Annotated in this window: 19 protein-coding genes; 14 read left to right on the top strand and 5 right to left on the bottom strand. The window is 53.5% G+C overall.

Going from position 1 to position 25,549, the window contains the following annotated elements; translation table 11 throughout:
- Positions 1-19 precede the first annotated feature (19 nt).
- The 9 genes from ACX1C1_RS01215 (at position 20) to ACX1C1_RS01175 (ending at position 15,016) form a co-directional block, all read left to right on the top strand.
- Complete coding sequence (locus tag ACX1C1_RS01215) at positions 20-1,717, top strand: response regulator (protein ID WP_458955383.1); 1,698 nt, start codon at positions 20-22, stop codon at positions 1,715-1,717.
- A 34-nt stretch (positions 1,718-1,751) separates the two neighbouring features.
- The gene (locus ACX1C1_RS01210) at positions 1,752-3,479 is read left to right on the top strand and encodes a sensor histidine kinase (protein WP_458955382.1); all 1,728 of its coding nucleotides are present in this window, start codon (positions 1,752-1,754) and stop codon (positions 3,477-3,479) included.
- A 333-nt stretch (positions 3,480-3,812) separates the two neighbouring features.
- Complete coding sequence (locus ACX1C1_RS01205; RefSeq protein ID WP_458955381.1) at positions 3,813-4,757, top strand: ABC transporter permease; 945 nt, start codon at positions 3,813-3,815, stop codon at positions 4,755-4,757.
- A gap of 13 nt (positions 4,758-4,770) precedes the next feature.
- Positions 4,771-5,673, top strand: coding sequence for a carbohydrate ABC transporter permease (locus ACX1C1_RS01200; RefSeq protein WP_458955380.1), 903 nt, complete (start codon positions 4,771-4,773; stop codon positions 5,671-5,673).
- A 146-nt stretch (positions 5,674-5,819) separates the two neighbouring features.
- On the top strand, positions 5,820-7,793 hold the full coding sequence (locus ACX1C1_RS01195) for a type 2 periplasmic-binding domain-containing protein (protein WP_458955379.1): 1,974 nt from the start codon (positions 5,820-5,822) through the stop codon (positions 7,791-7,793).
- Positions 7,794-7,910: 117 nt separating this feature from the next.
- Entirely contained in the window at positions 7,911-11,339 is a 3,429-nt protein-coding gene (locus ACX1C1_RS01190) for a carbohydrate-binding protein (RefSeq protein ID WP_458955378.1), read from the top strand.
- Positions 11,340-11,360: 21 nt separating this feature from the next.
- Positions 11,361-13,556: a hypothetical protein gene (locus ACX1C1_RS01185; RefSeq protein ID WP_458955377.1), complete on the top strand. Its 2,196-nt coding sequence runs from the start codon at positions 11,361-11,363 to the stop codon at positions 13,554-13,556.
- A 277-nt stretch (positions 13,557-13,833) separates the two neighbouring features.
- Positions 13,834-14,853, top strand: a complete 1,020-nt coding sequence (locus ACX1C1_RS01180; RefSeq protein WP_458955376.1) for a hypothetical protein — start codon at positions 13,834-13,836, stop codon at positions 14,851-14,853.
- Positions 14,846-15,016, top strand: coding sequence for a hypothetical protein (locus ACX1C1_RS01175; RefSeq protein WP_458955375.1), 171 nt, complete (start codon positions 14,846-14,848; stop codon positions 15,014-15,016). Before ACX1C1_RS01180 ends, ACX1C1_RS01175 begins: the two co-directional genes overlap by 8 nt.
- Before the next feature lie 806 nt (positions 15,017-15,822).
- Here the strand turns inward: ACX1C1_RS01175 and ACX1C1_RS01170 are convergent.
- The 4 genes from ACX1C1_RS01170 to ACX1C1_RS01155 form a co-directional block, all read right to left on the bottom strand.
- A complete protein-coding gene (locus tag ACX1C1_RS01170; RefSeq protein ID WP_458955374.1) occupies positions 15,823-17,196 on the bottom strand; it encodes an IS110 family RNA-guided transposase in 1,374 nt (457 codons plus the stop codon).
- A 457-nt stretch (positions 17,197-17,653) separates the two neighbouring features.
- On the bottom strand, positions 17,654-17,980 hold the full coding sequence (locus ACX1C1_RS01165) for a hypothetical protein (RefSeq protein WP_458955373.1): 327 nt from the start codon (positions 17,978-17,980) through the stop codon (positions 17,654-17,656).
- 87 nt (positions 17,981-18,067) lie between these two features.
- Positions 18,068-18,316 (bottom strand): Spo0E family sporulation regulatory protein-aspartic acid phosphatase, encoded by a 249-nt coding sequence (locus ACX1C1_RS01160; protein ID WP_458955372.1) that lies wholly within the window; start codon positions 18,314-18,316, stop codon positions 18,068-18,070.
- 111 nt (positions 18,317-18,427) lie between these two features.
- Complete coding sequence (locus tag ACX1C1_RS01155) at positions 18,428-19,351, bottom strand: proline dehydrogenase family protein (protein ID WP_458955371.1); 924 nt, start codon at positions 19,349-19,351, stop codon at positions 18,428-18,430.
- 605 nt (positions 19,352-19,956) lie between these two features.
- Here ACX1C1_RS01155 and ACX1C1_RS01150 point away from each other — a divergent pair.
- From ACX1C1_RS01150 to ACX1C1_RS01135, 4 genes are all read left to right on the top strand, one after another.
- Positions 19,957-20,112, top strand: coding sequence for a hypothetical protein (locus ACX1C1_RS01150; protein WP_458955370.1), 156 nt, complete (start codon positions 19,957-19,959; stop codon positions 20,110-20,112).
- A 189-nt stretch (positions 20,113-20,301) separates the two neighbouring features.
- Positions 20,302-21,621: an extracellular solute-binding protein gene (locus tag ACX1C1_RS01145; RefSeq protein WP_458955368.1), complete on the top strand. Its 1,320-nt coding sequence runs from the start codon at positions 20,302-20,304 to the stop codon at positions 21,619-21,621.
- 21 nt (positions 21,622-21,642) lie between these two features.
- Positions 21,643-22,668 (top strand): CobW family GTP-binding protein, encoded by a 1,026-nt coding sequence (locus tag ACX1C1_RS01140; RefSeq protein WP_458955367.1) that lies wholly within the window; start codon positions 21,643-21,645, stop codon positions 22,666-22,668.
- A gap of 104 nt (positions 22,669-22,772) precedes the next feature.
- Positions 22,773-23,432, top strand: coding sequence for a hypothetical protein (locus ACX1C1_RS01135; RefSeq protein ID WP_458955366.1), 660 nt, complete (start codon positions 22,773-22,775; stop codon positions 23,430-23,432).
- A gap of 157 nt (positions 23,433-23,589) precedes the next feature.
- On the opposite strand, the gene ACX1C1_RS01130 is transcribed toward ACX1C1_RS01135, so the two are convergent.
- Positions 23,590-24,276, bottom strand: a complete 687-nt coding sequence (locus ACX1C1_RS01130) for a hypothetical protein (protein WP_458955365.1) — start codon at positions 24,274-24,276, stop codon at positions 23,590-23,592.
- A gap of 214 nt (positions 24,277-24,490) precedes the next feature.
- Here ACX1C1_RS01130 and ACX1C1_RS01125 point away from each other — a divergent pair, with 214 nt between their 5' ends.
- Positions 24,491-25,546, top strand: a complete 1,056-nt coding sequence (locus ACX1C1_RS01125; RefSeq protein WP_458955364.1) for a LacI family DNA-binding transcriptional regulator — start codon at positions 24,491-24,493, stop codon at positions 25,544-25,546.
- Positions 25,547-25,549: the final 3 nt, after the last annotated feature.

Below are 25,549 nucleotides of genomic sequence, written 5' to 3'. Positions count from 1 at the left end.
AGACAGAGGGGGAGCGCTTATGTTCAAGCTGATCATTGTCGACGACAACAAATACGAACGTATGGGCATTAAGCAAGCGGTGGATTGGGGGGCGATGGGTATCGAGGTCGTCGGCACGTACGCCAACGGAGTGGAAGCGCTCGCTGGCGTCGGCGAGCTTCATCCCGATCTGATCGTTACCGATATCGCCATGCCGATGATGAACGGAATCGCGCTCGCGGAGCGCGTCAGGGAGCAATATCCCGATATAAAGATCATCTTTACCAGCTGCCACAGCGACTTCGAATTCGCGAAATCGGCGGTCAATCTCGGCGTGTACGGCTACGTGCTCAAGCCCATTATCTCCGGCGAGCTGGAGACGGCGGTTCGGGGCGTGCTCGGCGAGATGACGGAACGGGAGCGCAGGGAGAGGGAGCGCTCCGGCATGCTGCGTCAGCTCGAAGGGATGCTGCCGCTCGTGCAGGAGCAGTTCTTCAAGGAGCTGCTGCTCGGCAACTTCCGCGACGAAGGAGACATTCGCGAGCGAATCGAATTTCTGCGCGTGTCCGTGCCGGACAATTCGAGCTTTGCGGTGCTTGCCCTGGACGTCAGGGAGAAGGCGGAGCCGACGGCCGGCGAGTCTTCCCGAAGCGTCGTGGATACGTACTACCAATCGTATACGATCAAGAAGGCGGTTAACGCGCTGGAGCGGGGAGCCGATCTTGACGCGGCAACCGGTGATTCGGTTGGCTCGCCTCGTCTCGATTACGGCAGAGAAGGGCAGGGACTCGTGTCCGCTTATCCGGTTCAGATGGCGGGAGATTCCTTCGCCGTTCTGCTGTTCGGCGAGTCGGAGCAATTCCTGCAGACGGCGGTCGATCTGCACTTGATGATTACGGACCGGATCGACCGCTCCGTGACGATCGGCATCAGCGAGGCGTCTTCTTCGCTCTCCGCCATGGCGGAGCTGTACAGGCAGGCCCGACAGGCGGCGCTGTCGACCTTCTACGAGGGCAGCAACCCGATCATCGTCTATTCGGAGATCGAGGACCGGGCGGAACGCACTCCGTTCGACGCGATGCCGGGGCTGGAATCGTTGTACGGAGACGTCAAGGCGCTGCTGTCTTACGGCGGAGAAGAGGTCGTCGACGAGTTTCTGGACAAATACATGACGGCGCCGGGAGGCGGAGTCCCGCACGAAAGCTACGTCAAGGTTTTCTCCTATTTGACGCTTAATGTGGTGAACGTGCTGCTCGAGGAGGCGAACAAATCGCTGAAGGAGCTGATAGGTGAGGAATCGGCGGATTGGAGCAGCTTTAACTCATCCGCTCCCGCGAAGGAAGCGCGCGCGTGGCTGCGGCGCATCTTTGCGATGCTTCGCGAGGCGCTCGCCGAACGCAATCCGACCAAAAATCAGAAGGTCATCGATCAAATAAGGGACATTATCGGCGAGCGCTACGGCGATCCGCTTACGATCGAGGATATTTCCAAATCCGTTTACTTAAGCGGACGGCACGCCAACCATATATTCAAGAAGGAGACGGGCCAGACGATCTTCGATTATTTGATCGACTACCGGATCGGCATAGCCAAGGGGCTCTTGAAGGAGCAAGACAGCAAGGTGGCCGTCGTAGCGGAAGCGGTAGGGTACGTCAACACCTCCTATTTTTGCCTGGCCTTCAAGAAAAACGTCGGCATGACCCCGGCGGAATACAAAAATAAATCCATGCTGCGCTGAGAGCGGGGCATGCTCCCTGGAGGGGTCTAGCGCCATGTTTCTATTCGGCAAGCTCAAGTACCGGCACAAAATCGCGTCGATTATTTTCATCTTCTCGTTAATTCCCATGCTCGTATTAGGTTCCGTTCTGTTCTTCAACGTATGGAACGAGAAGGTCGACGACATTCTGGCAAAAAACGAAGCCCTGCTCGCGGGAAGCGTGGCCGGGGTCGACAATTTGCTTACGTCGAACATCGACATGCTGCTTTTCATGAACAGCAACTTCTATATCCATAATTATCTCGAGACGAAGACCGATCAGAATCTGGTCGGCATCATGTCGTTTAACGATTATTTGCAAAGCGTCGTCGCAGCCGTCAAGGCGGACATGAAAAACGACAGCGTCATTATCTATTCGATCAGCGAAGATACGCTGAACGGCGATTATTTGCGAAGATTCGATTCCCTGGGAAGCAACGAGGCGGACGGGGGGGCCAAACTCCGCGAGGATATTCTGGCTTCCGACCCGGGCAGCGTGTTCTGGAGATTGTCTACGTTAAACGGGCAAGGCGCTCCGGAAGATCGAACGTACATTTACCTCTACAAAACGCTGGCCTCCTTCCGAGGACCGCTCGCTGTGACGGAAATCCGCGTTCCCTTCCCGACCGTTCGAAGGCACTTCGATATCGAATTGCCGCCGAATTCGTCGATCGAATTCGAATCCGCAATAGGCGGCGGCCGGTTTCCGATAGCAGGCTCGGATCAAGACGAGACAGCCTCCGCCCCCGATTCGGAAGATCGGTACGATATCCGGCTCGACCTCAAGTCGGGGATCGGAACGGTCGCGATGCACATCCCGAAGTCTCTCGTCGTTCGGGAGCTGGATTCCTATTGGATCGGAGCAGTCGCCTTGCTGCTCGGGGTCATGGTCATCCTTCTATTAATGGTGGAGGTTGTATCGTTCTACCTGACCCGCAAGCTGGAGGTGCTGTTGCGCCGGATGAATACGACCGTCGAGAACCTGCTCCACAACGATCACCTGCAGTTTTCCACAACCGACGACGAATTTAGCCGCATGGGCAACGTCCTTCACGAGCTGATCGTTCGCGTTCGCGATTATTATAAGCGCATTAACGCTTACGAGACGGAGCGCACTGTGCTGGAGACCCAGCTTCTGCAAGAGCGCATCAATCCGCATTTTCTCTACAACACGCTATCGACCATGAAGTGGCTCAGCGGCGACGAGCGCATACGCGGCGTCATCGACTCCATGGTTCGTTATTACCGGATCGCGCTTAACAAGGGCAGCAGCATCATAACGATCAATCAGGAGCTGGAGATGATGCACGAATATTTGGAGCTGCAGAAATTCGCATACGGCAACGATTTCGCTTTCCGGATTCATGTCGAAGAAGGGCTCGGCGATACGCCCATGCTCAAGCATCTGCTGCAGCCGGTCGTGGAGAATGCCGTGCTGCACGGCATTAACGGACGCGAGACCGGAGGTCTCATCTCGATTCGTGTGGAACGGGGGTTGCCGGGGGAGGCGGCTCCGGACGAAATATGGATTCATATTGCGGACAACGGAGAGGGAATCCAGCCGGAGAAGCTGAGTACGATCATGAGGGGCGAGACCGACGAAGGCAGCATGTACGGCGGCTATGGCATGCTCAACACGCGGAAACGGATCGAGGTTTATTACGGCAAGCCGTACGGCATCGAGATCGACAGCAAACCGGGCATAGGTACGACCGTAACGCTGCACATACCGACAGCCTCGTGAATGGTGGTCAGGCAGCAGACGAGTAGAATAGCGAGAAGAGAGAGAAGAGAGAGGCCTGTCGCGAAAACGGCAGGTTCTTTTTTTGAAAATATAGGAAGGTATATCATTTTGCCATACGTTCTCTATATTTCTCGGAAATAAACGAGTTCCACCGACTAAGGAGGGCGCAGCCGTTTCGCCTTGGCTTAGTGGCGGCTGCCAAATTGGAGGATGGGGCATTAAGACTGAACACAATGTCCGAATTCAGCTATACGAGCTCCGTTTATTTACTATAACCGCTATCGGCAATGAACTAGAATGAGAGCAACACCTACGACGAAAGGAGCTGGAACCTTGCACGAAGAAATCGCCATCAACCATGCCGCCAAACCGGCCGGAAGCAAATTCATGCGGACGCTGCGCAAAAACTCGTTCGGCTATATGCTCATGCTGCCGTCGATCGTGTTGACATTCATCTTCGCTTACGTGCCGATGCCGGGCATTATCGCGGCGTTCAAGGACTACAACATTTTCTTGGGATTATGGAACAGCCCATGGGTCGGGATGGAGCATGTCCGGGAAATCTTCGAGACGCCGATGCTGAGGCAGGCGATTATCAATACGCTGGAGCTTAGCGTGCTGACGATTCTCGTAGGCTTCCCGGCGCCGATCATTCTCGCCTTGATGATCAACGAGGTCAAGGACGGCTTGTTCAAGCGCTCCGTCCAGACGCTAAGTTATTTGCCCCACTTCCTGTCCTGGATCGCCGTCGTCGGACTTGCTTACTCGTTCTTCGATCTGTACGGTCCGCTTAACGATCTGTTGCTCAAGTTATCTAGCGGGGAAGAGAGGATCATGTTCCTCTCCAAACAGGAGCTGTTCCTGCCGTTCCTGCTTCTGCTTAGCGTCTGGAAGGAAGTAGGCTGGGGGACGGTCGTCTACTTGGCGGCCATTACCTCCATCGATCCCAGCTTGTACGAAGCGGCCAAGATCGACGGAGCCAACAGGTGGAAGCAGCATCTCTACATCACGTTGCCCGGACTCAAGATGACGACCATTCTGCTTCTGATCTTCACCTTAGGCACGCTGTTCACGAGCAACTTCGAGCTCGTATACGGGATGCAGAACGCGTTCATCAGCTATGACGTCATCTCGACGATCGTTTATTCGTCCGGCATCCAGCAGGGCAACTACTCGATGGCGGCGGCTGTAGGCTTCCTGCAAGGACTCGTGGCGCTTCTCTTGACCGTCTCGGCCAACACCATCGCCAAAAAAACGACCGGAATTTCGATCTGGTAAGGAGGATGCACCATTGAATCACGAATCGCTGACGTACCGCATCTTCAAAGTAGGCAACGCTTCGTTGCTGACCCTGATCGTAATCGCCATGGTATTTCCGTATCTGAACGTGCTGGCTTACGCGCTCAACGATCCCGTGGATTCCCAGTTCGGCGGACTTACCTTCTTTCCGAGGGAGCTGTCGTTCGCCAACTTCGAGATGCTGCTTACGAACTCAGCCATCATTCAGTCATCGTTTATATCCGTGCTTCGCGTCGTGATCGGCACGGCCTTCGCCCTGCTCATTCAGTATACGAGCGCCTACGCGTTCACGTTGAAGGGCTTGCAGGGCAAGGGAGCCATCTTGATCTTCCTGATGATCCCGATGTATTTCGGCGGCGGACTGATTCCCGTCTACCTGCTGTATTCCAAGATGCATCTGCTCAATAACTTCCTGGTCTACATTCTCCCGGTTTCGTTCAGCTTGTACAACATGGTGATCATCCGTTCGTTCCTGTACACCATTCCCGATAGTCTGGCCGAATCGGCCCGGATCGACGGAGCGAACGAGTTCGTCATCATGCTGCGCATCTACGTGCCGCTTTCGATGCCGATTCTCGCGGTAATGGCGTTATGGACGGCGGTGTACCACTGGAACGACTGGACGACGACGCTTTATTTCATCACGAACCAAGACTTGAACACGCTGCAGTATATTCTGATGCAGATTCTGAAGGAAGGCGAACGGATGGCAAGCATGTTCCAGGAGGCGATTCGGGCAGGCATCGCGTCCGGCGTGAACACGCAGCCTCAAGTGACGCCGCAGGCGATTCGCGCCGCCAACATCATCCTGACGACCATCCCGATCGTGATCGTGTATCCGTTTCTTCAGAAGCATTTTGTTAAAGGCATTACGCTAGGGGCAGTCAAAGAGTAGGCCTAACGGCTGTCGCCATCCTTGGCGGCTCGGTTCGTTTCATTCAAGAACAACCACGGTATGATGCCGGATCTGCTATGATGGTGAAAAACCCGCTGCAAGGTCCGGCATGATATAGATGCCAATTCATTCTAGGGGGAGAACACATGAAATTACGGATGCGAAATACGGTTACGCTGACCGCGGCCGCGGCCTTGCTGATGTCGCTTGCGGCAGGCTGCACGAACGACGGCAATAGCCCGGCGGGAACGACGGCTCCGACCAATTCGACAAATGAAAACGTTTCCGGAGAAAAAGCCTATTACGACATGTACGAAGAAGTGACAGACAGCTCCGAGCTGCCGGACTGGACCGGCAAACAGCTCAAGCTGAAGATTTGGTACGCTCACGGAACGGGGGACGCCAAACGGCCGGTGCCTACGGAGGACATCGTCAGTCCGGAGATCAAGCGGGTAACGGGCATCGAGATCGACAAGGACGGCTCGTTCGACAACGGCGGGCAAGCGATCGACGTGAAGCTCGGCATGATCAACGCGGCGAACGATTGGCCCGAGCTTGCTTTCGTTACCGACTCCGGCATGGGCAGCCTCAAGGACATGTTCGCGGCCGGCAAGGCTTACGATTTGACGGAGGCGATCGAGAAGTACGCGCCGAACCTGCAGAAGCGTCTAAGCTTCGAGACGTTCCCTTACGTCAAACGTTTCTCGACGAACAACGATCAGGACGGAAGCATCTACTCCTTCCCGACGCAGATGGGGGATCCCGACCGCTCGATCAAAATGATGGATCCGTCATTCGTCACCCCGAACGCGCTCGAAGGCACGGACCAATTCATCTGGGTGCGCGACGACCTCTTGAAGAAGCTGTATCCGGAGGCCAAGTCTCAGGACGAGATCGACGCGCTGTTCGTCGAGAAGGGCGGCAAGTTCAGCAGAGAAGATCTCTTCGACGTTCCGGTTAAGACGACGGAAGACTTCACGAAGCTGCTGTACGACCTTCAGACTTTAATCAAAACCGAGAATATCACGGAGAATGGCAAGCCGGTCGAGGTGAGCTACGCATTCGGAGGCCAAGACAACTGGGGGACGCTGGCCGTTCTGGCCAACCTCTATGGTCGCCTGCCGAAGGGCAGCAACTACTTTACGTACTTCGACAAAGAAACGCAGCAGATCGAATTTATGTTCCAACAGCCGTTCTTCAAGGATATCGTCCACGACTTCAACAAGCTCGTGCGCGATAAAGTGATGGATCCGAACTCGCTCGTCGAGAACAACGCGATGCATCTGGAGAAGATCAATAACGGTCAATACGCGGTTGCTTACCTGTACGATCAGCCGGACGAGAACGTGATGAAGGCCGCCGGCAAAACGTACCGTTACCGCAAAGTGTTCTTGGATTCCCCGGTCAACACGGATAAATTTATTTCGCCGATGGGCGGCGTCAAGAACAATATCGGCGTCGTGATCTTCAAGGACAGCGTGAAGGAAGAGGATTTGCCGCAAGTCGTTCGCTTCTTGGATTACATGGTATCCGAGCTCGGCGAGAAGATGTACACATGGGGACCGAAGAGCGCGGGACTGTTCGACGAAGTAGACGGCAAGCGCAAGTTCAAGGACAAAGAGCTCGAAGACGCCATGGTTTACAACAAGGATAACGGCAAGTCGCTTCATTACAACCTGGCGAACACGAGACTGGCATCGACGAACGTTTACGGCAGCGGCTGGCCTTATTATCCGACTTACATGTGGGGCGGCTCCCAAGTTTCGCCGTTCTACAGCTATGATCGCGTCCTATCGCCTTCCGAGGCAAGAAACTTCTTCGATCCGGGCAATTTGCCCAACAATTCGTACTCGGATCTAGGCATACCGATCAACAACGACATGCAGATCTGGAACTTCTTCGGCGTCGTGCCGGAGGCCGACGAGTTCTGGAAAGGCCGCGACGCCTTCGAGAAAGCGTTGACCAAGACGCTTGCGGCACGCGACGACGCGCATTTCGAGGAGCTATGGAAGCAGTTCGGCGAAATCGCGACGAAAAACGGCGGCAACGAGGAGCTGCGTAAAAAGATCGACGAATATTTCAAAACGGCCAACAAAGATCAGCTTGATGCGCTGAAATAAGGAATTCCCCCCGGTGAGACGGCAGGCCAAACAGGCTTGGCGGATAGCCGGGGGATTCTATACGACATCTCGGTAATCGCTTACATTTTAATAATCCAAATTGTCAGGAGGCTAATTATGTACTCTTTGGTTAGAAGCTCTCTACGCGCAGGCTTGTCCCGATTGTTGGTTATGGCCCTGTTATTGACGTTGGTGGCCGCGCTGGACGTCCGTCCGGTCCATGCCGCGGACGCGCCAAAGATTCACCGGATGTCGGACGCCGTGCAGGCGGGAAAGACGTTTACGATTACCGGCTGGGACATGACGGCGACCTCGCAAGACGTTGCGATCAAGCTGGATGTGGCGAATACCTCTCCGGCTACGCCGCCTGTCGATGCGCTGCATCCGACCATTATCCAGAGCGATCGCAAAGGGAATTACGTCACGGTGACGATGCCAAGCGGCGCGACAGCAGGCGTCTATAACGTGTGGGTCAAGAACGCGACGGGCTGGAGCGCCCCGGCCAAGCTCAATGCGGCTCGCGCGATCTGGATCTCCGAGAAGCAAGCCTGGTCCGGCCAGAAAATAACGGTCGTCGGACGGAACTTCGCGGGCTCCGAGTTCGGGGCGGCTAACGGAACCGTCGTTCGGCTGAAGAACAGCTCGAACACGGTGAATCAGACGATCGTATCCAGCAACGCGTACATGGCCGAGTTTACCATCTCGTCCGGTATGCCGCTAGGGACGTACGACGTCGAAATTACGAACGACGGCGGCGTGCACTGGAGCAAGCCGAGCAGCGGACAACAGCTGCAAGTCGTCGCCGCGGGCAGCGATCCGCTGGGTCTTGGCGTCGCCTGGGCGGGCAACTTCAACTGGGCGAACCAAGTAAACGCGAGCTCGTACGGCGCTACGCCGAACAGCGGCGTCGACGAGACCGCCGACATTCAGGCCGCCATCGACGCGGCGGGAGCGAATCCGAACGGGGGCGTCGTCTATCTGGCCGACGGCACGTACCGGATCACGTCCTTGCATCTCTCGCGCAAAGTCGTTCTACGCGGCCAGAGCCGCGCGGGCACGATTCTGCAATATATCGGGACGGGCGGCGCCACGGCCATCGATAGCAAAACGAACTTCGGCCAGGTCGGCATCGCCAATCTGACGGTGACGATCGCTCCGGGCCATACGAGCCGTCCGGACATCTTCCTCATCCTAGGTTCTCCGTGGGAGGTATTGGACGGAAGCGGCAATCCGACCTATCCGGCGGGCAACGTATTGCAACGCACGGCCGAGCAGATGTTCCTTAAAGGCGTAAAGATCGATTACGATCTCGGCACGAACGGCGCGCCGGGGCAGCGCGGCTTCCCGATGATGACGCTCGGCAAGGAACGGTTCCTCGTGGCGGACAGCGACTTCCGCGGTTTTGCGGGTTACGCGCATAACTACGTCAACCAGTACTCTTCGTTCACGAACTCGTACATGGAATTCAGCTTCGGCGTCTACGTCAATACGGCGGAATATTACATCGCGACGGGCAACACCCTTATCGGGCATACCGCCGTCAACGCCGAGAAGCACGGTTTGTCGGTACGCGCCAACAACTATCTGGCGGACAATACGATTATCGGCATGCGATCCGTGGCGAGCGGGCTTGTCGACGGCCACGATAACGACGGGGAAGCGATCATGTCGGAAGCGCCGAGCGGCTATTTTAACTACGGCACGGTGAGCTCGGCAAGCGGACTTAACGTCACGGTCAGCGCGGATCGCGCGCTGGTTGCGCCAACCGTCATGTACAGCTATCCGGCCATCCAGATCATCGACGGGACGGGGCTCGGACAACTGCGCCGAGTAACGGGCATCTCCGGCAACACGATCACGGTCGACAGGATCTGGGACAAAATGCCGGATAACACGAGCAAATGGACCCTTATTACCCCTAACGAGCATACGACAGCCTACAACAATACGATTACCGACAACGACAAGGGCATCTGGCTGTTCGGCAACGCCTACGACAGCGTCGTGGCGAACAACACGTTCCTGGATTCGGAAGGTGTCTTTATCTGGAGCGTGAACGTCAAGAACGGAAACGAGTCCAACTTGTCGCCCAATTACTTCAACAAGGTGAAGGGCAACGTCCTGACGGGCGTGTCCCCGCTTAGCAAAAACTCGGGCGTGGGAGTCGCCTCCGAGCGGTTCGATAACGGCGGCGGCCATTACTATGCCGTTCAAGCGTTTGGCAATGAATTCAGGGACAACGACCTGACGGGCACAAACGAAACGCCGGTCGGCAACAGCATCACGGAAGCGCCATCCTACAACACCGGCATTTATGTCTCCGCGGCAGATATCGGCTACTACGACGGCAACAACGACGTGACGGTATCGGGGGACACGACAAACACGATCGTCGAGGACAACACGGTCCGCAACAAACAATACGCGGTCACCTTGACGCATAGCAGCTACGGCACGGTTCTGGCGGGCAACAAGACGGCCAACGTAACCAGCGCTTTCGTTAATAATACCGGCGCGCATAATACGTACAATGCCAATAACGCGGGAGCGGCGGCCTCCCAGTCCACCGTAGCCGCGCCTACGTTTACGCCGACGGCCGGCGCGTACGGCACGCCGCCAACCGTGACGATCGCTTCGGCGACGACCGGAGCGACGATCCGCTACACGACGGACGGCAGCACGCCGAACGCGAACTCGCCCATCTACCGGGCTCCTTTGACCGTGACGCTGCCGCAGACCGTCAAAGCGATCGCGGGCAAAGCGGGCATGCTGCAGTCGGCCGTATCGACGGCCGCATACACGTCTTCGGGAGGCGGCAGCACGTTGACGCTGCAAGCGGAGAGCTACAACGACATGAGCGGCATCGTCAATTTCGGCTCCGCGATCGGCGATCTTCATAACGGGGATTGGGTCAAGTTCAGTAACGTAAACCTGGGAAGCGGTTATGCGACGCTGCGGACGCGTTTCACGAACGGAGACGTGAGCGCCAAGACGGCCGAGATCCGTCTGGACAGTCTCACGGGCACGCTGATCGGTTCGATCTCGACGCCGCCGACGGGAGGCTGGAGCAATTGGGTCGAGACGACGAGCTCGCTCACCGGAGCTAGCGGCACGCACGATATTTACATCAAGTTCTCCGGCATGACCGACTTCGACTGGTTCCGGTTCGAGGACAGCGTAAGCGCCCCGACGCCGGTTACGATTCAAGCGGAAAGCTTCAGCGACAGCTATAGCGTCTCGAACTACACGACGACGATCGGCGGCTTGAACGCGGGCTCGTGGGTCAAGTATAGCGGCGTTAATCTCGGCAGCGGCTTCTCGCAATTGAAGTTCAGATTCACGAACGGAGAATCCACGACCAAGACGGCTACGGTGCGCCTTGGCAGCTTGACGGGAACGCAGATCGGGACGATCACGACGCCTGCTACGGGCGGTTGGAGCAACTGGACGGAAGGAACCGCGGCGCTTACGGGGGCTAGCGGCACCCACGATATTTATATTTTGTTCTCGGGCGCGACCGACTTTGACTGGTTCCGATTCGAGTAAGGGAAAAGGGAGAAAAAAACGATGACAATGGCACCTATTATGCTGCTGATCGACACTTCGATGGCGGCTCTACCTGACAGCATACGGCATGCCGTTGCGGACATAGCGGGAAAGGGCTTCGACGCGGTCGCGCTCGAATTTCGGAATTGCAGCTATAGCGAATTCGACGAGATCGGCCAGAGGGCCATGCGCGCGGCTGAGGAGGAGGCTCATAAGCAGGGCCTCTCCTTCGTCCAGATCATACCTTGGCCGGGGTTGCGTCTTCTCAAGCGTCATCCCGAAGCGAGACAGAAATGGATAAGAGAGCACCAAGGTTTCATACGTGACGGCAAGCTCGAGATCAGGCTTCACGATCTCGAGTCTGTCGGGCATATCGAGATGAGGCCGGTGTACGAAGGCATCGCCAAAGCGTTCCTCGTCAAGCGGGAAGGGGGCATCATCAGGGAGGCCAAGGATATTACCTCGGAATTGAAGGATCTCTCTCTCTCCATTACGAGCCGCTCCTTGCTTCGCGGAACGTACGGCGCGGACGGCGAGGTGCTGTTGTATGCGTCCTACTCTACCGATTATCCCGATTTTGCGAGCCCCGCCATGGCCGAGTCCATTGACGAAACGTTCGATTGTTACCGGGGCATGAAGCTTGACGGTTTCGCCATGGACGAATTCGGAGCCGGCAGCAAGAAGGAGGATGTCTACCTGGGCGGTACGGCCTTTCTGGAAGCCTTTCGCCGGAGCTCCGGCTATGACTTCCTCGATCGAATTTACCTGATGCGGCACGAGTCGGCGGATGAGAGCTCCGGCAAGCTGCGTTATGACTATTACAATTTGACGATGGAGCTGACGTACCGAATCCAGAAGCAGGTGAGGGAGCGTTACGAAGCGCAGCATGGCCCGGCGTCCTTCATGGGCTTCCACAGCACGTGGTGGGGCGAAGGAAACTCCGGCGATTTGTGGGCCGGCAATATCGATTACTTTAAGCTGGCGGATAACTTAAGCGGCGGGTTTGTCGACGCGCAATACGACGCCGAGCGGACGATGATTTCCATGACGATGCTGGCGGAGTCGCTCGCGAAATATTCGGACAGCGGCCTGGCGTACAACATGTGCTGGGATCGCGAGCCGACCTCGGGCAAGATGACGTATTACCATCGCTTGCTCGCCGCCCGCAACGTGCGCTGGGTCGCCCACGCTTACGGGCATTCCGGACCGTTCGGCCCCGGCTATCCGCATCACCCGACTTGGGAGATGACGGGGCGCTGCGTCTCCATGCAGAGGGCGATGCAGCGGTTTATCGGCCAAGCGGTCAGCCGTCCACGGGTCGCCTTGATGTACGCATGGGAATCGGTTGCTCATCGCAACGATCCCTTCATGCATTATCACCGCCTGAGCATGAAGGCGCTGCTGCACAAGCTGATGCTGCGTCACGTGGAGGTCGACGTCGTGCCATCCTTCGAAGAAGAGCTCTCGCGCTACGACGCGCTGATCGTGCTTTGGCCGGCTATGCTGCCGGAGGCAACCTGGGAGAGAATTAGGCGTTATGGCGAATGGTCCGGGAAACGTCTGATCTTTATCGGTCCGCCCGCGGCTTGCACGACGGAGGGCAGGGATATAACCGCAGAGTTTGCGGAGTTTACGGGAACGGCGGTACGCGGAAACGAAAACTTGGACGGACGTAGCGCTCAAGCACCTCCCGAGACTGACTATCCCGGAGAATACGAATACGTGGCTTGGGACCTGTGGTTTACGAACGAACGGATCCCGATGAAGTGCTTCCCGTTATCCGTTGCGGACGGAGCCGGGGATGCCAAGTTGACGATCAGGCATGACGACCTGGCCATCGCGGCGCGAAGAGGCAATGTCGACTATTACGCGTTCGAGCTGCCGCTCACGCCTTATTGCGAATCCCTGTTGCATGAGCTGGAAGCTTACAAGGAGCTGCAATTGCCTCCTAACGTGCTTTGCAAAACCTCGCATGACGACGACGGAACCGTACTGACGCTTATGCCGCGGCTGGGCGGGGAGCTAAATCTGTCGTTCCGCTATGCGGGCATCGGGTTCGAGATTCGCGGCGGGGGTCTGATCGGCCTTCGGATCACGGACGGACGTTTGACGGCGGCAATTGGCGAAGACGGGGCGGAGCTGTATGCGAACGGAGCGCGGGTAGACGATTCGATGTTCGAGAGGCTTGCCAGGCTGTCGCCGAAGTTTAGCAGCTAGCGGCTAGTTCAATATACCGTTTAGCAAGGAGCTTGCCTTCTAGTCCATCTAGCAAGAGGCTTGCCTTAGTCGTCTAGCAAATGTCTAGCAAATGGCAAAACCAGCCTAGTCAAAACCGAAAAGCCGGATTCCCGTGTCCGCATGGGGAGTCGGCTTTTTACTGCAGTCCGATCGGAGCGGAGATACCCTTTACGCGCCGGAGCCGCGGACTCTTCTATCCCCATCTGCCTTTTTTTGGTATACTAGAGAAATCTATCACGGAAAACGAGGGCCGCTTATGGGGAAAAAGCTGTTCTGGACTGACCTGCTGATCATCATTGGGCTGGTGATGTGGTTCTGGGGCTCGGAGATCGTTAAGAAATACGCCGAGCAGACCTGGTTCGAGCCGATATTGGCATGGTTAGATGATAACTTTATTTTTTCGGTACCGTTCTGGTCGGTATTTTTCTTTGGGGCGACGTTCGTGGCCATCGTGATCCGCGTCTACAGGCGCCGGGTAGGGGAACTGGAGACGCTGCTGGAGGACGAGAAACGGATCATGGCGCTGCTCAGCGAGGAGCAGAGACCGCTGCAGATGCGTTATCTGTTAGGCAAAGCTGCGCAATCGTTTGTAGAACGTAATCCTTATGCGATCGCGGCGCAGCTCTTTCAATATGAAATCATGATCGGGCGGGGGAACACGCGCATCGCGGTTAAGAATATCGGCGAATATGCCAGCGAGGGAGAGAACGTCAATATTTTCTCACAGCATTATTATAATGTGCCGACGAGGCTGTACAAGGAGCTTCGCGAAGCACAGAAGGCGCTTGCCACGCATGATTTGATGCCTGCAATCGAGCTAGCCGATCGGCTGCAATCCAGGCTGCAAGCGAAGAGCGCAGCACAATATACGGGCAAGGATGCGGTGGAATTCGCTTTCTGCCGGATCGCGCTTGGCATGATGGCGACTTACCTGGATATACGCGTGGAGCATGAGCTGTCTGAGGAAAAAGCTGAGAAGCTGGATCAAATGCTTCGCTCCGGTATTTTGATGGCGATTCTCATGAAAACGAACTATTATGTTTTCTCCAACATTGGTAACGACGAGAAAAAGGACCGTGTGTATTACGCGACGGAAATTCAAATGCCAAGGGATCGAATGCTGGCGCTTATTATTTTCAGCCCGGGGCTGCACGACGAATCCAATGCTTTCATCGATGAGACGATGAAGGAGTCAGATCAAGTTCTGCGTGAATTGTTGGCTCGAATATACTATAATGGGAATAACGATGCCGGAGGAGGTCGAAGTCATGGATGACATTCAGAGAATTCCCGTTATACAAGGGGAAGAACGTGCGAAGGCGCTTCGAGTGCTGGAGGCGCACGGTTTTAAGGTGAAGCCGTCTGAGTCGAAGGAAGAATCGACTTCCAAGACGATCTCGTTTTTTGGAAAACGTACGGAACGGATGATAATCGGCTAAAGCCGACGGAATAGATGGGAGAAAAGGCGACGATGTCGTCTTTTTTTAATTCTAAGAATTTATAAGTTTTTGCATCTTATCTGAGCTTAGAATTCTCGGAATGAAACGCGCTGCGCCGCCAAAGACGGCGATAGCCGTTTCACCTTGTTACTTATTATCTGAAAGTATTAAATCCTTACCCTATTTCAATTTCCAGATGCTGAATTTTAGATGCTGAATTTAGATTCTAAACTCTAAATTTAGATTCTAAATTCTAGATTCTAAATGCAAAATGAAAAACGCAAAATTATAAGTTTTGTACATTATCTGAGTGAAGTAATCGCGGGATGTATCGCGCCCCGCCTCCTAAGACGCCGTCAGGCGTTTCACTGGTGCTAGCCCACTTGCTTGGGTCGAAGCACATTGTAAGTAGATTTTTACATACGTTGGAGCCACAAGGTTGGATCGCAGCCTACTGTATGTAAGGGTGTTTTCAAACTGCACTTTTCTTGAATTCTAAGCGTACTATGTCAACTACTTTTTACGGACTTTAGAGCACCCCAAACACACCTAACCTGTAGAATTTTAAAAATAGGGTTACCAACTGACGAAAAGCGGTGGACGAAAGCGGTATGTCTCGAATCTGAAGAAATAGCCTCGTTTCAATCCTGTATGCAATCTGGCTGAGTGCAGATAGCTGTTCTAACGTACAATTCGCATTGACAGGACGAGGTGGATAACGCTTTAGTACGAGGTCTGGGCCTCCAGAATTTGATCCGATCTTCCCTCGGTCCCAGACATACCGACTTCATCATTTTTCTTTGTATCTAGGCAGCGCTTGATGTGATCATGCAATTAAAGGCGAGCTTTTTGTTGATTTCCTGCACGAGCCGATAAGCTGGCTTGGAGGAATGGAACGGCTGCTTATCGCGTAACATGGCAAAAGCGATCTTAAGCATCTTGTTGCCCATTGCTACAAAGGTTGCGCGTTCGTGCTTGCCTCGGCTTCTGAGACGTTCGTAAAACGGCTTCAGGTCCTCATTATGCAAGCAGAGGCTCCGCCCAGCTAGATAAGTGACATAGCGTAAGTGAGTATTGCCCTGCTTGGAGATTTTGCGATAAGAGCCCGCGCCGCCGCCTGACTGCTTGACGATCGGATTGGTACCGGCCTTCTTGATGAGTTGCCCGGCATGCTGATAATCCAAGACATTACCGATCTCCGCGTAGAGCTCTGCCGCCAAGGATACGCCGAGTCCAGGAACCGTAAAGAGTAAGCTACCGTCGGTCTGAAGCAACAGGTTTTCAATCTCATTGTCCAGCGTATTGATTTTGGCATCGAAGGCGCGGAGGTCCTGTAGCTTCATACGTAGCACCATGAGCTCGGGACGGAGCGTCTGCACGTCTGAGGCAAGTGATTCCTTTGCCACATGAAGCAGCTTGCCGATTGCGTTCGTACGCAACTTCAAGTTGTGCTGAACGGAAAGCTTCCGTAGCCCCATCTCACCAAGTTGCAAAACGAGAGCGGGGTGCGGGTAGTACTCCATGAAGTAGAGAGATGCTTTCCCCCACAAGTCGCTAAACACTTTTATTTTCTTAGCTCTTCCATTCTGGTGTTCGGCGTAACCTTGATACTCTCGCCAGACGATATCCAGGATGTTTCGGATCTCCATACGAAGGCTAGAACGCTTGCGAATTTCTGAGCGCTTTGCACGAGTTAGGACGCGCAACTGTCTTTGCAGGCCTTCCGTTAAACGATACTCCGTCGCTTTATTGTTACGAATGGCGTGAGCAATGGCGACGAGGTCGAGGTCATCGGTTTTGCACCAACTAAGAGCGCTGGCACGCTCTTCAGAGGTCGTGTAGGCGTTGAGAATTTGAACGTGGTACCCATGCATGGTCATCTGTCTGACAATGTCCTCGTAGTAGTGGCCGGTTGCTTCAATGCCAAGAAACAAGCGTACGGCTTCCGTGTCTCGAATGGCTCTTTCAATCGTGTCGTATAGGAGTTTCATTCCGGATTGACTGACGGAAAAAAAGAAGGGTTTCTCAATCACGTCGCCGAAATAATTGCATATGAGTGCTTTTTGGTGGAGCTTTGCCGCATCGATCGCTACGATGAGTACTTGCTCCAGGTTAACACCTCGCAGTTGTTGACTGAACTTTGTTCCCTTTAAGCCTTGAATATGTTGGGATTTCCCCATGTGACTTCAACCTCCTGTGGTGGGTGGTTAGATTGAAGCTCTTCGTCAGGTGCTTCTTTCTTCGATAGTCGCTGGGGATTTTCCTTTATAAAAGGAGTATATTACACGCCAGAATTTATAAGTTTCGCACCTTATCTGGACTTAGAATTCTCGGAATGAAACGCGCCCCGCCGCCAAAGGACGGCTTAGCCGTTTCACCTTGGTGCTCCTAATGGTCAATGGACGACACAGTGGTCTCGCATTGACATGCGTCAGCCTATATGACTCTTGCATAGACGCAAATGAAGAATTACTTGATTCAATATCTAAAGAAACCAAAAAATTAAAGCATTTCATGAAGTCTTGGTTTGCACATCGTTTCCTCTTCGCATACTGTACAGCAGGAGGATGGCGCATGAAACGAACACATACAGAATGGATAGACACACTTGCGGCTCGCGGATTTAGGATCGGAATGTCACAGCCGTACGGTGAGCGTCGGTCCTACATGGAGATCAGACCAAGCGGGTTGACGGCACAGATAGAGTTGCTGCCAACGGAGCAGCCGAAAGGTACATGGATCACAAGGAACAAACAGAACGAACATCGACTTTAACGTACGAAAAGAGCGAATCGCACGAATCGCATGAATCGCACGGATCGCACGAATCGCATGAATCGCACGGATCGCACGAATCGCATGAATCGCACGGATCGCACGAATCGCATGAATCGCACGAATCGCATGAATCGCACGAATCGAACGGACCGCCACGATCACACGGCTCGCAACAATACCTTTCACACGAGAAACCTCGCATACGGCTCTGCGAAAGAGTCATATTCGAGGTTTCTATTGTGTCGTCCTTATATCAAAAGATGCGAATGGCCACTACCCAGCGATACGTTTCTTGATCGTGGTGTTCATTTGAAGATGGTCAACATCTTGCCAGCGTACTCTGCAGCCATTAGAGTTGCAAAAGTCATAGTCAGGGCATGAGCGATATTGCACGAGCGCATCGTCAAGGGATTGGCTTGCTTCAAGAACTGCCGCATTGGTAAAGGATTCGAAATTATTGAACGTGAGTTCCATGATTCTGCGAAGTTGTTCGATTCGATTCCGGCATTCGCAAGTATTCATCGACGTTCGTCTCCTTTAGCGTTAGTTGGATTTGCAAAGTGATCTCCTCATTTTACAACAAATAACGATAATTTACTATAAGTGGGAGTGACGAATATCGTAAACTCTTGGTCATCGGAGGAAATTCCGTATAATTAACCAGAGATTCCCTGGCTTCTCCGCTAGTCTGCGCGTGTAATAAGGGTACCACATCTGCCCGTATGGAATGTAACATCGGACCCGATAACCTTGGTTGGCGAGGTTTATTTGTTCATTGGTACGAAGTCCATACAGCATTTGAAATTCGAATTTGGATGGCGGTATGCCTCGATCAGCTGCATATTGTTTGACGAACCGGAAAATTGCATCATCATGTGTGGCAATGGCTGTATAGACACCACGATCCAAGTGCAAAGCAATCAAGTTCTTAAACTGCTCTGCGATCTCACTCGATTTCTGAAACGCAATGCTGGCAGGCTCCTTGTAAGCGCCTTTGACGAGCCGGAGACTAATGCCTTCCTCAAGACAATGCTCCGCGTCAGCTGAGGACCGAAGTAAGCACGCCTGAAGGACGGTTCCAACATTGCGCAGCCCTTCACCATGTAGTCGTCGGACAATGGCGAGCGTAGCATCCGTATAAGGCGAATCTTCCATATCCAGCCGCACAAAGTTGCCAACCGTGGCAGCATGCTGCACGACCTCTTTAATATTGGCATAGCAGGCTTCGGCATCAAGCGCAAGTCCCATCTGCGTAGGCTTGAGTGAGACATTGGCGCTTAGACCATGATCGGCGATCCCGGTCAGCAACAGATGATAAGCATGTTGATACCCGACTGTTTCGGAAACCTCCCGAATCCCTTCCCCCAAATGATCCAGCGTTACCATGATACCCTTGAGGTTTAATGCCTTGGCTGCAGAGATCGCCATAGGAAGCTCTTCGCCTGCGATAAATCTGGCGGCCAGCCGTTTGCCGTACTTTACCGTCATTGTTCGAACAATCTTCTGGTCAGCGATGGTCAACATCGTATTGCGATACCATTCTGAACGGATCGGCATGGAGCACCTCATTTCCTATTCTGTTGGACCAGCACTTATCACGCTAACATCGTTGCAACATTATATGCCGTAACAGGATTCCAATATCCTGGTGTCTCTACATATCGTGCTTAGGGCTTGACCTGTGTTAGACCGAAGGAAAGGCCCGCACAGGGGCGGGCCTTCCTTTGTGATCGCTGCTGCGATTCATGTCATTATGCATGGAGGATACAATCAGACATGAATTAGAACCATTTGTTTCCAAAACTGCAAGCGATGATCACCAGCAGAATGAAGAGGACTAGGATAGCTCCAACGTTATTATAAGCACCACCAACGCAACCGGACATTGTTACATGCACCTCCTTACGTTTTGAGTACTCTGTAGGTTATGCTCCTATGACATTCGTTGACTGGGTATTTGTTCCTGTGGCAAATAACTTGGGCTTATGCCCCGAAAGACGGGACAAGGGTCTGTATGGGGATGGACAACTGCCGTGACTGGAGGGAAAAGGTGACGGCATCCCAATAAAATGTGCAAACGCACAATTTATCAAAGTGCCTATACATTTGGGGGAAATATACATAGGATACTGTACCTTAACATTAAAGGAGCTGAAAACTTAATGAATTATGCAGCAAACGTATCTGGCGGAGGAAACAATCATTACCCGGTAGCAGGCACAGGTTGCGGACCTGTCGGCGGCGCATACAACAGCGTTGGCGCAATCCTGGTTCTTTTCATCCTTCTGGTTATCATCGTTAAAACTCTTTGCTACTAATCCTTGTCGCACTCACAATCCATGAGCTGAAATAGCATGTAAACCCTCAAGCGTCCGCGCTTGGGGGTTTGACATGTTCAAAGCAAATTACGACCGCATTCGACACTATATGCGAATCCGACTCCACATTTCGACACATATTCATTATAATGGTTATAAAAATACGTATTGCAAAGGAGGACATGTGATTTGAAAAGAACAATCGCAACGGTCGGAGTAGGCTTAGCTGGCCTAGCCGTGTTAGCTGCTTGCGGTATGGGGAACGATCCTGGCGAGGGTAATGATTCAACTGAGAACATACAACTAACGCTGTGGCATAATTTTTATGCGGAAGATCTTCGCTCTATCATGATGCGCGGTATTATCGAGTCGTACGAGGAGCAGTATCCGAATGTGGAACTGCATGTACGTGCGATCAATCCCGATGATTACCGTGCGCAAATTCTCCAAGCGGCGCAAGAGGACAAGCTTCCAGATGTATTCGTCATGTGGAGCGGAGCCATGACGAAGGGATTCGCGGATTCCGGCGTCATTCAGCCTATCAACTCGTTGCTTGACGACTATCCGGAGTGGCGTGATGGATTCCTTCCTGGTTCCATGGAGGCCTTCACCGAAGACGATGATACATATAGCGCTCCGATGGGGTTGTCTCCAACCTCGATTCTGTATTACAACAAATCCATTTTTTTGGAGCAGAAGCTAACAGTTCCGCGTACGTGGGAGGAGCTTATAGAAGTTAGCCGCGAGCTGAATGAGCGGGGCATTGCTCCTATTGCGCTCGGAAACAAGGCGGGGTGGCTGGCGCAATCCAGTATTTTCAGCTCGCTTGCGGACCGAGTGACCGGGACAAGCTGGTTTATGCAAGCGGTGAGCGGTGAAGGGGCGTCCTTTATGGATCCCGAGTTTGTCCAAGCTCTATCGTATATGAAGGAGCTTGGTCAAGAGGATGTATTCCAAGAAGGTTATGAGGAGCTCGACAACTTGGAGATGGAGATGCTGTTCGCGCGTGGAGGCGCGGCTATGATGATCGACGGTGGTTGGGCGTTAACCAATCTGGCTGCGAATGCGAAGACGGAAGAACTCCAGCGGATCGGTGCTACCGTACTACCTACCATGCCTGAGGGCAAAGGGGATCCAAGAACGTTATCTGGAGCAATAGGCTCCGGTATGGGGCTGAGCAGCAAGGCTCAAGGGGAGACGCGCGAAGCGGCTCTTCGGCTTATCTACGCCATGTCGGGGCCGGATGCCCAGAGGCGGACGCTGGAGAGTAATCAATTGGTCAGCTATAAGATCGATCTGGATCGGAACAAGGTGTCTCCGATCTTCGCGGAAGTGTACGAATTAGTAAACAGCGTGAGCCTTACGCCTGTGTATGACGGATATATGTCTCGTGAAGCAGCGGACGTGCTGAATGACGGACTGAAGCGACTTCTTGCCGGAGAAGCGGAGCCGGAGGAGATCGCAGCCGCCTTGCAAGCTACAATGGAGAAGGTTAGCGCGAAACAATAGGGAGAACCGGAGGAAAGAAGGATGACATTCGATTATAAGGACGGTCATGCACCGATTCCGGTATATGTACTTACGGGATTCCTTGGCAGCGGTAAGACAACGCTGCTTGGCCGGCTGCTGGAGCGGCTTAAGGCGGAAGGGAGAAGGCCAGCTGTTATCATGAACGAGCTCGGCGATATCAATCTGGATGGTCAGCTTGTCGAATCGAGCGTACCGATGGCTGAGATGTTAAGCGGCTGCATCTGCTGCAGTATGCGCGGAGATTTGGGACTCGAGATGGAGGGGCTCATCCGTCAGCATCGGCCGGATGCCATCGTCATTGAGGCGACGGGAGCGGCGCATCCCATGGAGCTGCTTGACGGGGTGACAGAAGCCGCGATGTATCATCCGATCGAGCTGAAGGCGGTTATTACTGTTGTGGATGGCCCTCATCTTCTGCAGCGCGCTAGAGATGGCAAGGGGCGAACGTACAAGCTGATGCGTGATCAGATTCGATGCGGCACCGTACTGCTGCTGAACAAGTCGGATCTGCTCGCTCCGGATGAGCTGGTCGAGGCGCAGCAGCAACTGCGAGAGATGAACGTGTATGCCCCAATTGTTCCTTCCGTCCGCTGCGACACCAATGAGTGGGAGTTATTGCTTGCACAGGCAGGGACGTCTCCTGTCATTAGGGCGAATTGGATGGAGGAGCCAGAAGCAACACATTCATTGATAGGCGAACAATCTGAAGGCGCATATCATCACAGTCATGACCATGTCATGTCGTTGACCTATTATTTGAACGGACCGGTAGATAGTGAAGCGTTCGAGCAGTTGTTGAACGGACTCCCTGACAACATCTATCGAGCCAAAGGCATTTTATCATTCTCGGATACATCGGGAGGCAGTCGATTCTTGTTCCAGTACGCCTTCAAGGAGTCGGATTTCATCCGGATCGAGCCACAAGGAAAGGTGCTGGATGTGGCTGTATTTATAGGCGAGCATTTCTCCAAAGAAGCGCTGCTTGAGAAGCTGAGGGGGCTGGAATCAGAGTCAAGTTCTGCGTAATTTGTCGGTTCATGTCTATTCGTCCAGCGGGTTGGTTAGAATAATCGGGATGGGATCCACACATATCCCAACCTACCAACGAGGATAGAAAGGCGTGAGATGTTATGATGTTCAGAAAAGTATCGGTTGCGCTCGCGACCACGCTGCTGCTTGCTTCCGCATACGGCCTTACTTCCCATGCAGCTGCCGAAGGCCCGGAGCACATTCAGCATGTGGATGGAGAGCGCGGTCATCATAAAGGCGAGATGTCCCGCACAGAATTCGAAGCTTACCGTCTGACGAAGCTTCGTGAGATGGCGGCATATTTCGGGCTTCAGACCGAAGGGAAGTCCGCTGATCAATTGAAGCAGGAGCTGAAGGAAGCAAGAAAAACGAATCCCGAGAAATGGGAGGCATTCAAGGCTGAACACCAGGCCAAACGACTGGAGCGTCTGCAGGAGATTGCGAAGGAGCACGGTATCGAAACCGAAGGCAAGAGCGTGGAGCAGCTTCATGCGGAATTAAGAAAGGCTGGCGGAGATCAATGGCCTGGACGCGGCAAGGACAAGGGGAAGGATTCCCGCCAGGAACCTACTCCTAGCGCAACGGTTGCGCCAGCTCCGAACCCTGCGCCGACTGTAATGCCTACCGAAGCGCCAACGGCAGCGCCGACGGTTGCACCTAAACCGGATGTTAAACCTGATTCCAAAGATGATGCTTCCAAAGGTTCCAGCGACACGGGCAAAGGAAATGTAGGCTCGACGCAATCCAAACAAAGCAAATAATCTTACTGAATGCAACGTAAATACAACGTAAATACAGCGTAAATACAACGTAATAAAGCAAGCAAACATGGGAATAAAAGAAATGGCGATGTACGGGTTCGAATACCCATGCATCGCCATTTCATGTTTTCTGTCGTCCTACCTGCGACTCGACCGATCAGATGGTCCACTGCGAATGAACGACTGCGCATACATACCAGTTGCCTTGAACCTCTTCTAGCACGAGGATCAAACTTGCCCAGTCCATCCCCGCAAATTCTTTGTCAAAGCCGCTGAAGTAATATTCGACAGAATAACCCTCAGGGAAAACGTCTTTTATGTTCGGCTCCGTGTTGCCCTGACTGATAATCTTGTCGTAGCCAACCTGCTCGGGATTAGCGAAATCCTTGTCGTATACGAACTTCTTGTAGTATTCGCCAAATGTTAATTGAATCGGTTCGCCAGATCCATCATAAGAGCCCCATACATATGAGGTATCCGCGTTTGCAGTCGGCAGCTCATCGGAAGAGAAAGTGATGGCATGATCCGCATCGATATGGCCATAAGGCGAGAACAAAATGCCTTTGGACGGGTGGATGTACGCCTTCAGCCGTTCCCAATCAGATTCTTTAAGCGTCTCAATGACAGCGGCTGCTGCGTCTCTTGGATTGTCGAAGGTATCTTCTGGCTGACTCGGATCATCGGTGGATTCCGGTATCGCAGTTGGCTGCGGCTGTTCGGTGGCGATCGGCGTTGGTGAGGCAGAGTCGACCGGCCGTTCCGTATTCGTGGGGGATTCCTTACAGCCTGACAGCATAATGGCTATGAACGTGGTTAAGATGATCAGTATCGTGCGGGTTCGCATATGCAACACCTCGGTTTCGATCCGGGAAGGATCGGTATTGTGGATACTTGATACCAGAATTGACGAAGACATGATGTGAAAAGGTTGCAGTAAGCAGATGCATTCGCTTGAAATTACATGCTGATTTTGATAGGATTACTCTTGTTAAGTAAATTTATTAACTAAATTTTGAATGCACAAACCTATTATTGAAATATCCTCTAGGAGCGATTGGATGGCCACGATTAAGGAAATCGCCGCACTAGCTGGCGTGTCCGCGGCTACGGTATCCCGCGTGCTTAACAATGATCAATCGTTATCTGTAAGCGACGAAACGAGAGGCCGCATATTCGGTATCGCAGAGCAGCTCGCATACAAGCCGAGCAGGATTCGGAAGCAGAAGCAAGAGGAACATCTCTCCCGGCAGCAGATCGGCTTGCTCATGTGGTCCTCTGTCGAAGATGAAGGTGACGATCCTTACTTCTCTTCCATCCGCCGCGGTATCGAGCTGCGCTGCGAGGAGCTGGGGCTGTCGATTGCGAAGGTGATGAGAGGCAGAAGCAGCACTCAGCTTGCGCCATGCCAAAATTTGGACGGGCTAATTGTCGTTGGATCTATTCGGCTAGAAGACATCCTTGAATTGTATAGCCAATCCGAACGGATTATTCTGGTCAATCATCCGAGTGCCCCCTCCAACATAGATGCGGTTAGGATGAACTTCGATGGAGCGATCGACGATGCCTTGTCCTATCTTGGATCGTTAGGACATCGCCGAATCGCCTATATTGGCGGCGAGGAGACGATCCACCGGCTGTCCGGTCCGTTAGCGGAGCGAGGAGATCGATCGGACCTGTACGATGTGCGCAGGAATCGGTTTGCTGCCGTCCTAACTGCACAAGGGCTCTACCAGTCGAGATACAACCTCATCTCGGAGTGGTCTTCGAATGGCGGATATAGCGGGATGCGTAAGCTGCTGGAGCTTGATGCCAATGAACGCCCAACGGCTTGTCTGATGGGAAGTGACCCAATGGCGGTCGGCGCGCTTCGCGCGCTTAATGAAGCGGGACTGTCCGTACCGGAAGATATGTCCCTGATAGGTTTTGACGATATCGAGATATCCGCGTATTTGAATCCGCCGCTTACCACGATCAAAGCATACACGGAGCTTATGGGGCGGACGGCGGTCCAATTGCTGCTCGAGCGGCTGGATGGTCGGGAGACAGCCATTCACTCCATTGTCAATACGGCATTTGTGGAGAGAGAAAGCTGCGGGATACCAGCCCAAACATAATCT

The sequence above is a fragment of the Paenibacillus sp. strain BS8-2 genome, assembly GCF_054483835.1.
The sequence above is the reverse complement of the archived record's forward strand: the minus strand, read 5'-3'. Positions and strand labels throughout refer to the sequence as shown.

What these genes read in the sequence shown, in the direction of transcription:
- ACX1C1_RS01210 (WP_458955382.1), top strand. Translation starts at nt 1,752, where the DNA reads ATGTTTCTATTCGGCAAGCTCAAGTACCGGCACAAAATCGCGTCGATT.
- ACX1C1_RS01170 (WP_458955374.1), bottom strand. Translation starts at nt 17,196, where the DNA reads ATGGGGAAATCCCAACATATTCAAGGCTTAAAGGGAACAAAGTTCAGT.
- ACX1C1_RS01195 (WP_458955379.1), top strand. Translation starts at nt 5,820, where the DNA reads ATGAAATTACGGATGCGAAATACGGTTACGCTGACCGCGGCCGCGGCC.
- ACX1C1_RS01155 (WP_458955371.1), bottom strand. Translation starts at nt 19,351, where the DNA reads ATGCCGATCCGTTCAGAATGGTATCGCAATACGATGTTGACCATCGCT.
- ACX1C1_RS01185 (WP_458955377.1), top strand. Translation starts at nt 11,361, where the DNA reads ATGACAATGGCACCTATTATGCTGCTGATCGACACTTCGATGGCGGCT.
- ACX1C1_RS01135 (WP_458955366.1), top strand. Translation starts at nt 22,773, where the DNA reads ATGATGTTCAGAAAAGTATCGGTTGCGCTCGCGACCACGCTGCTGCTT.
- ACX1C1_RS01150 (WP_458955370.1), top strand. Translation starts at nt 19,957, where the DNA reads ATGAATTATGCAGCAAACGTATCTGGCGGAGGAAACAATCATTACCCG.
- ACX1C1_RS01125 (WP_458955364.1), top strand. Translation starts at nt 24,491, where the DNA reads ATGGCCACGATTAAGGAAATCGCCGCACTAGCTGGCGTGTCCGCGGCT.
- ACX1C1_RS01180 (WP_458955376.1), top strand. Translation starts at nt 13,834, where the DNA reads ATGGGGAAAAAGCTGTTCTGGACTGACCTGCTGATCATCATTGGGCTG.
- ACX1C1_RS01130 (WP_458955365.1), bottom strand. Translation starts at nt 24,276, where the DNA reads ATGCGAACCCGCACGATACTGATCATCTTAACCACGTTCATAGCCATT.
- ACX1C1_RS01190 (WP_458955378.1), top strand. Translation starts at nt 7,911, where the DNA reads ATGTACTCTTTGGTTAGAAGCTCTCTACGCGCAGGCTTGTCCCGATTG.
- ACX1C1_RS01215 (WP_458955383.1), top strand. Translation starts at nt 20, where the DNA reads ATGTTCAAGCTGATCATTGTCGACGACAACAAATACGAACGTATGGGC.
- ACX1C1_RS01160 (WP_458955372.1), bottom strand. Translation starts at nt 18,316, where the DNA reads ATGAATACTTGCGAATGCCGGAATCGAATCGAACAACTTCGCAGAATC.
- ACX1C1_RS01140 (WP_458955367.1), top strand. Translation starts at nt 21,643, where the DNA reads ATGACATTCGATTATAAGGACGGTCATGCACCGATTCCGGTATATGTA.
- ACX1C1_RS01175 (WP_458955375.1), top strand. Translation starts at nt 14,846, where the DNA reads ATGGATGACATTCAGAGAATTCCCGTTATACAAGGGGAAGAACGTGCG.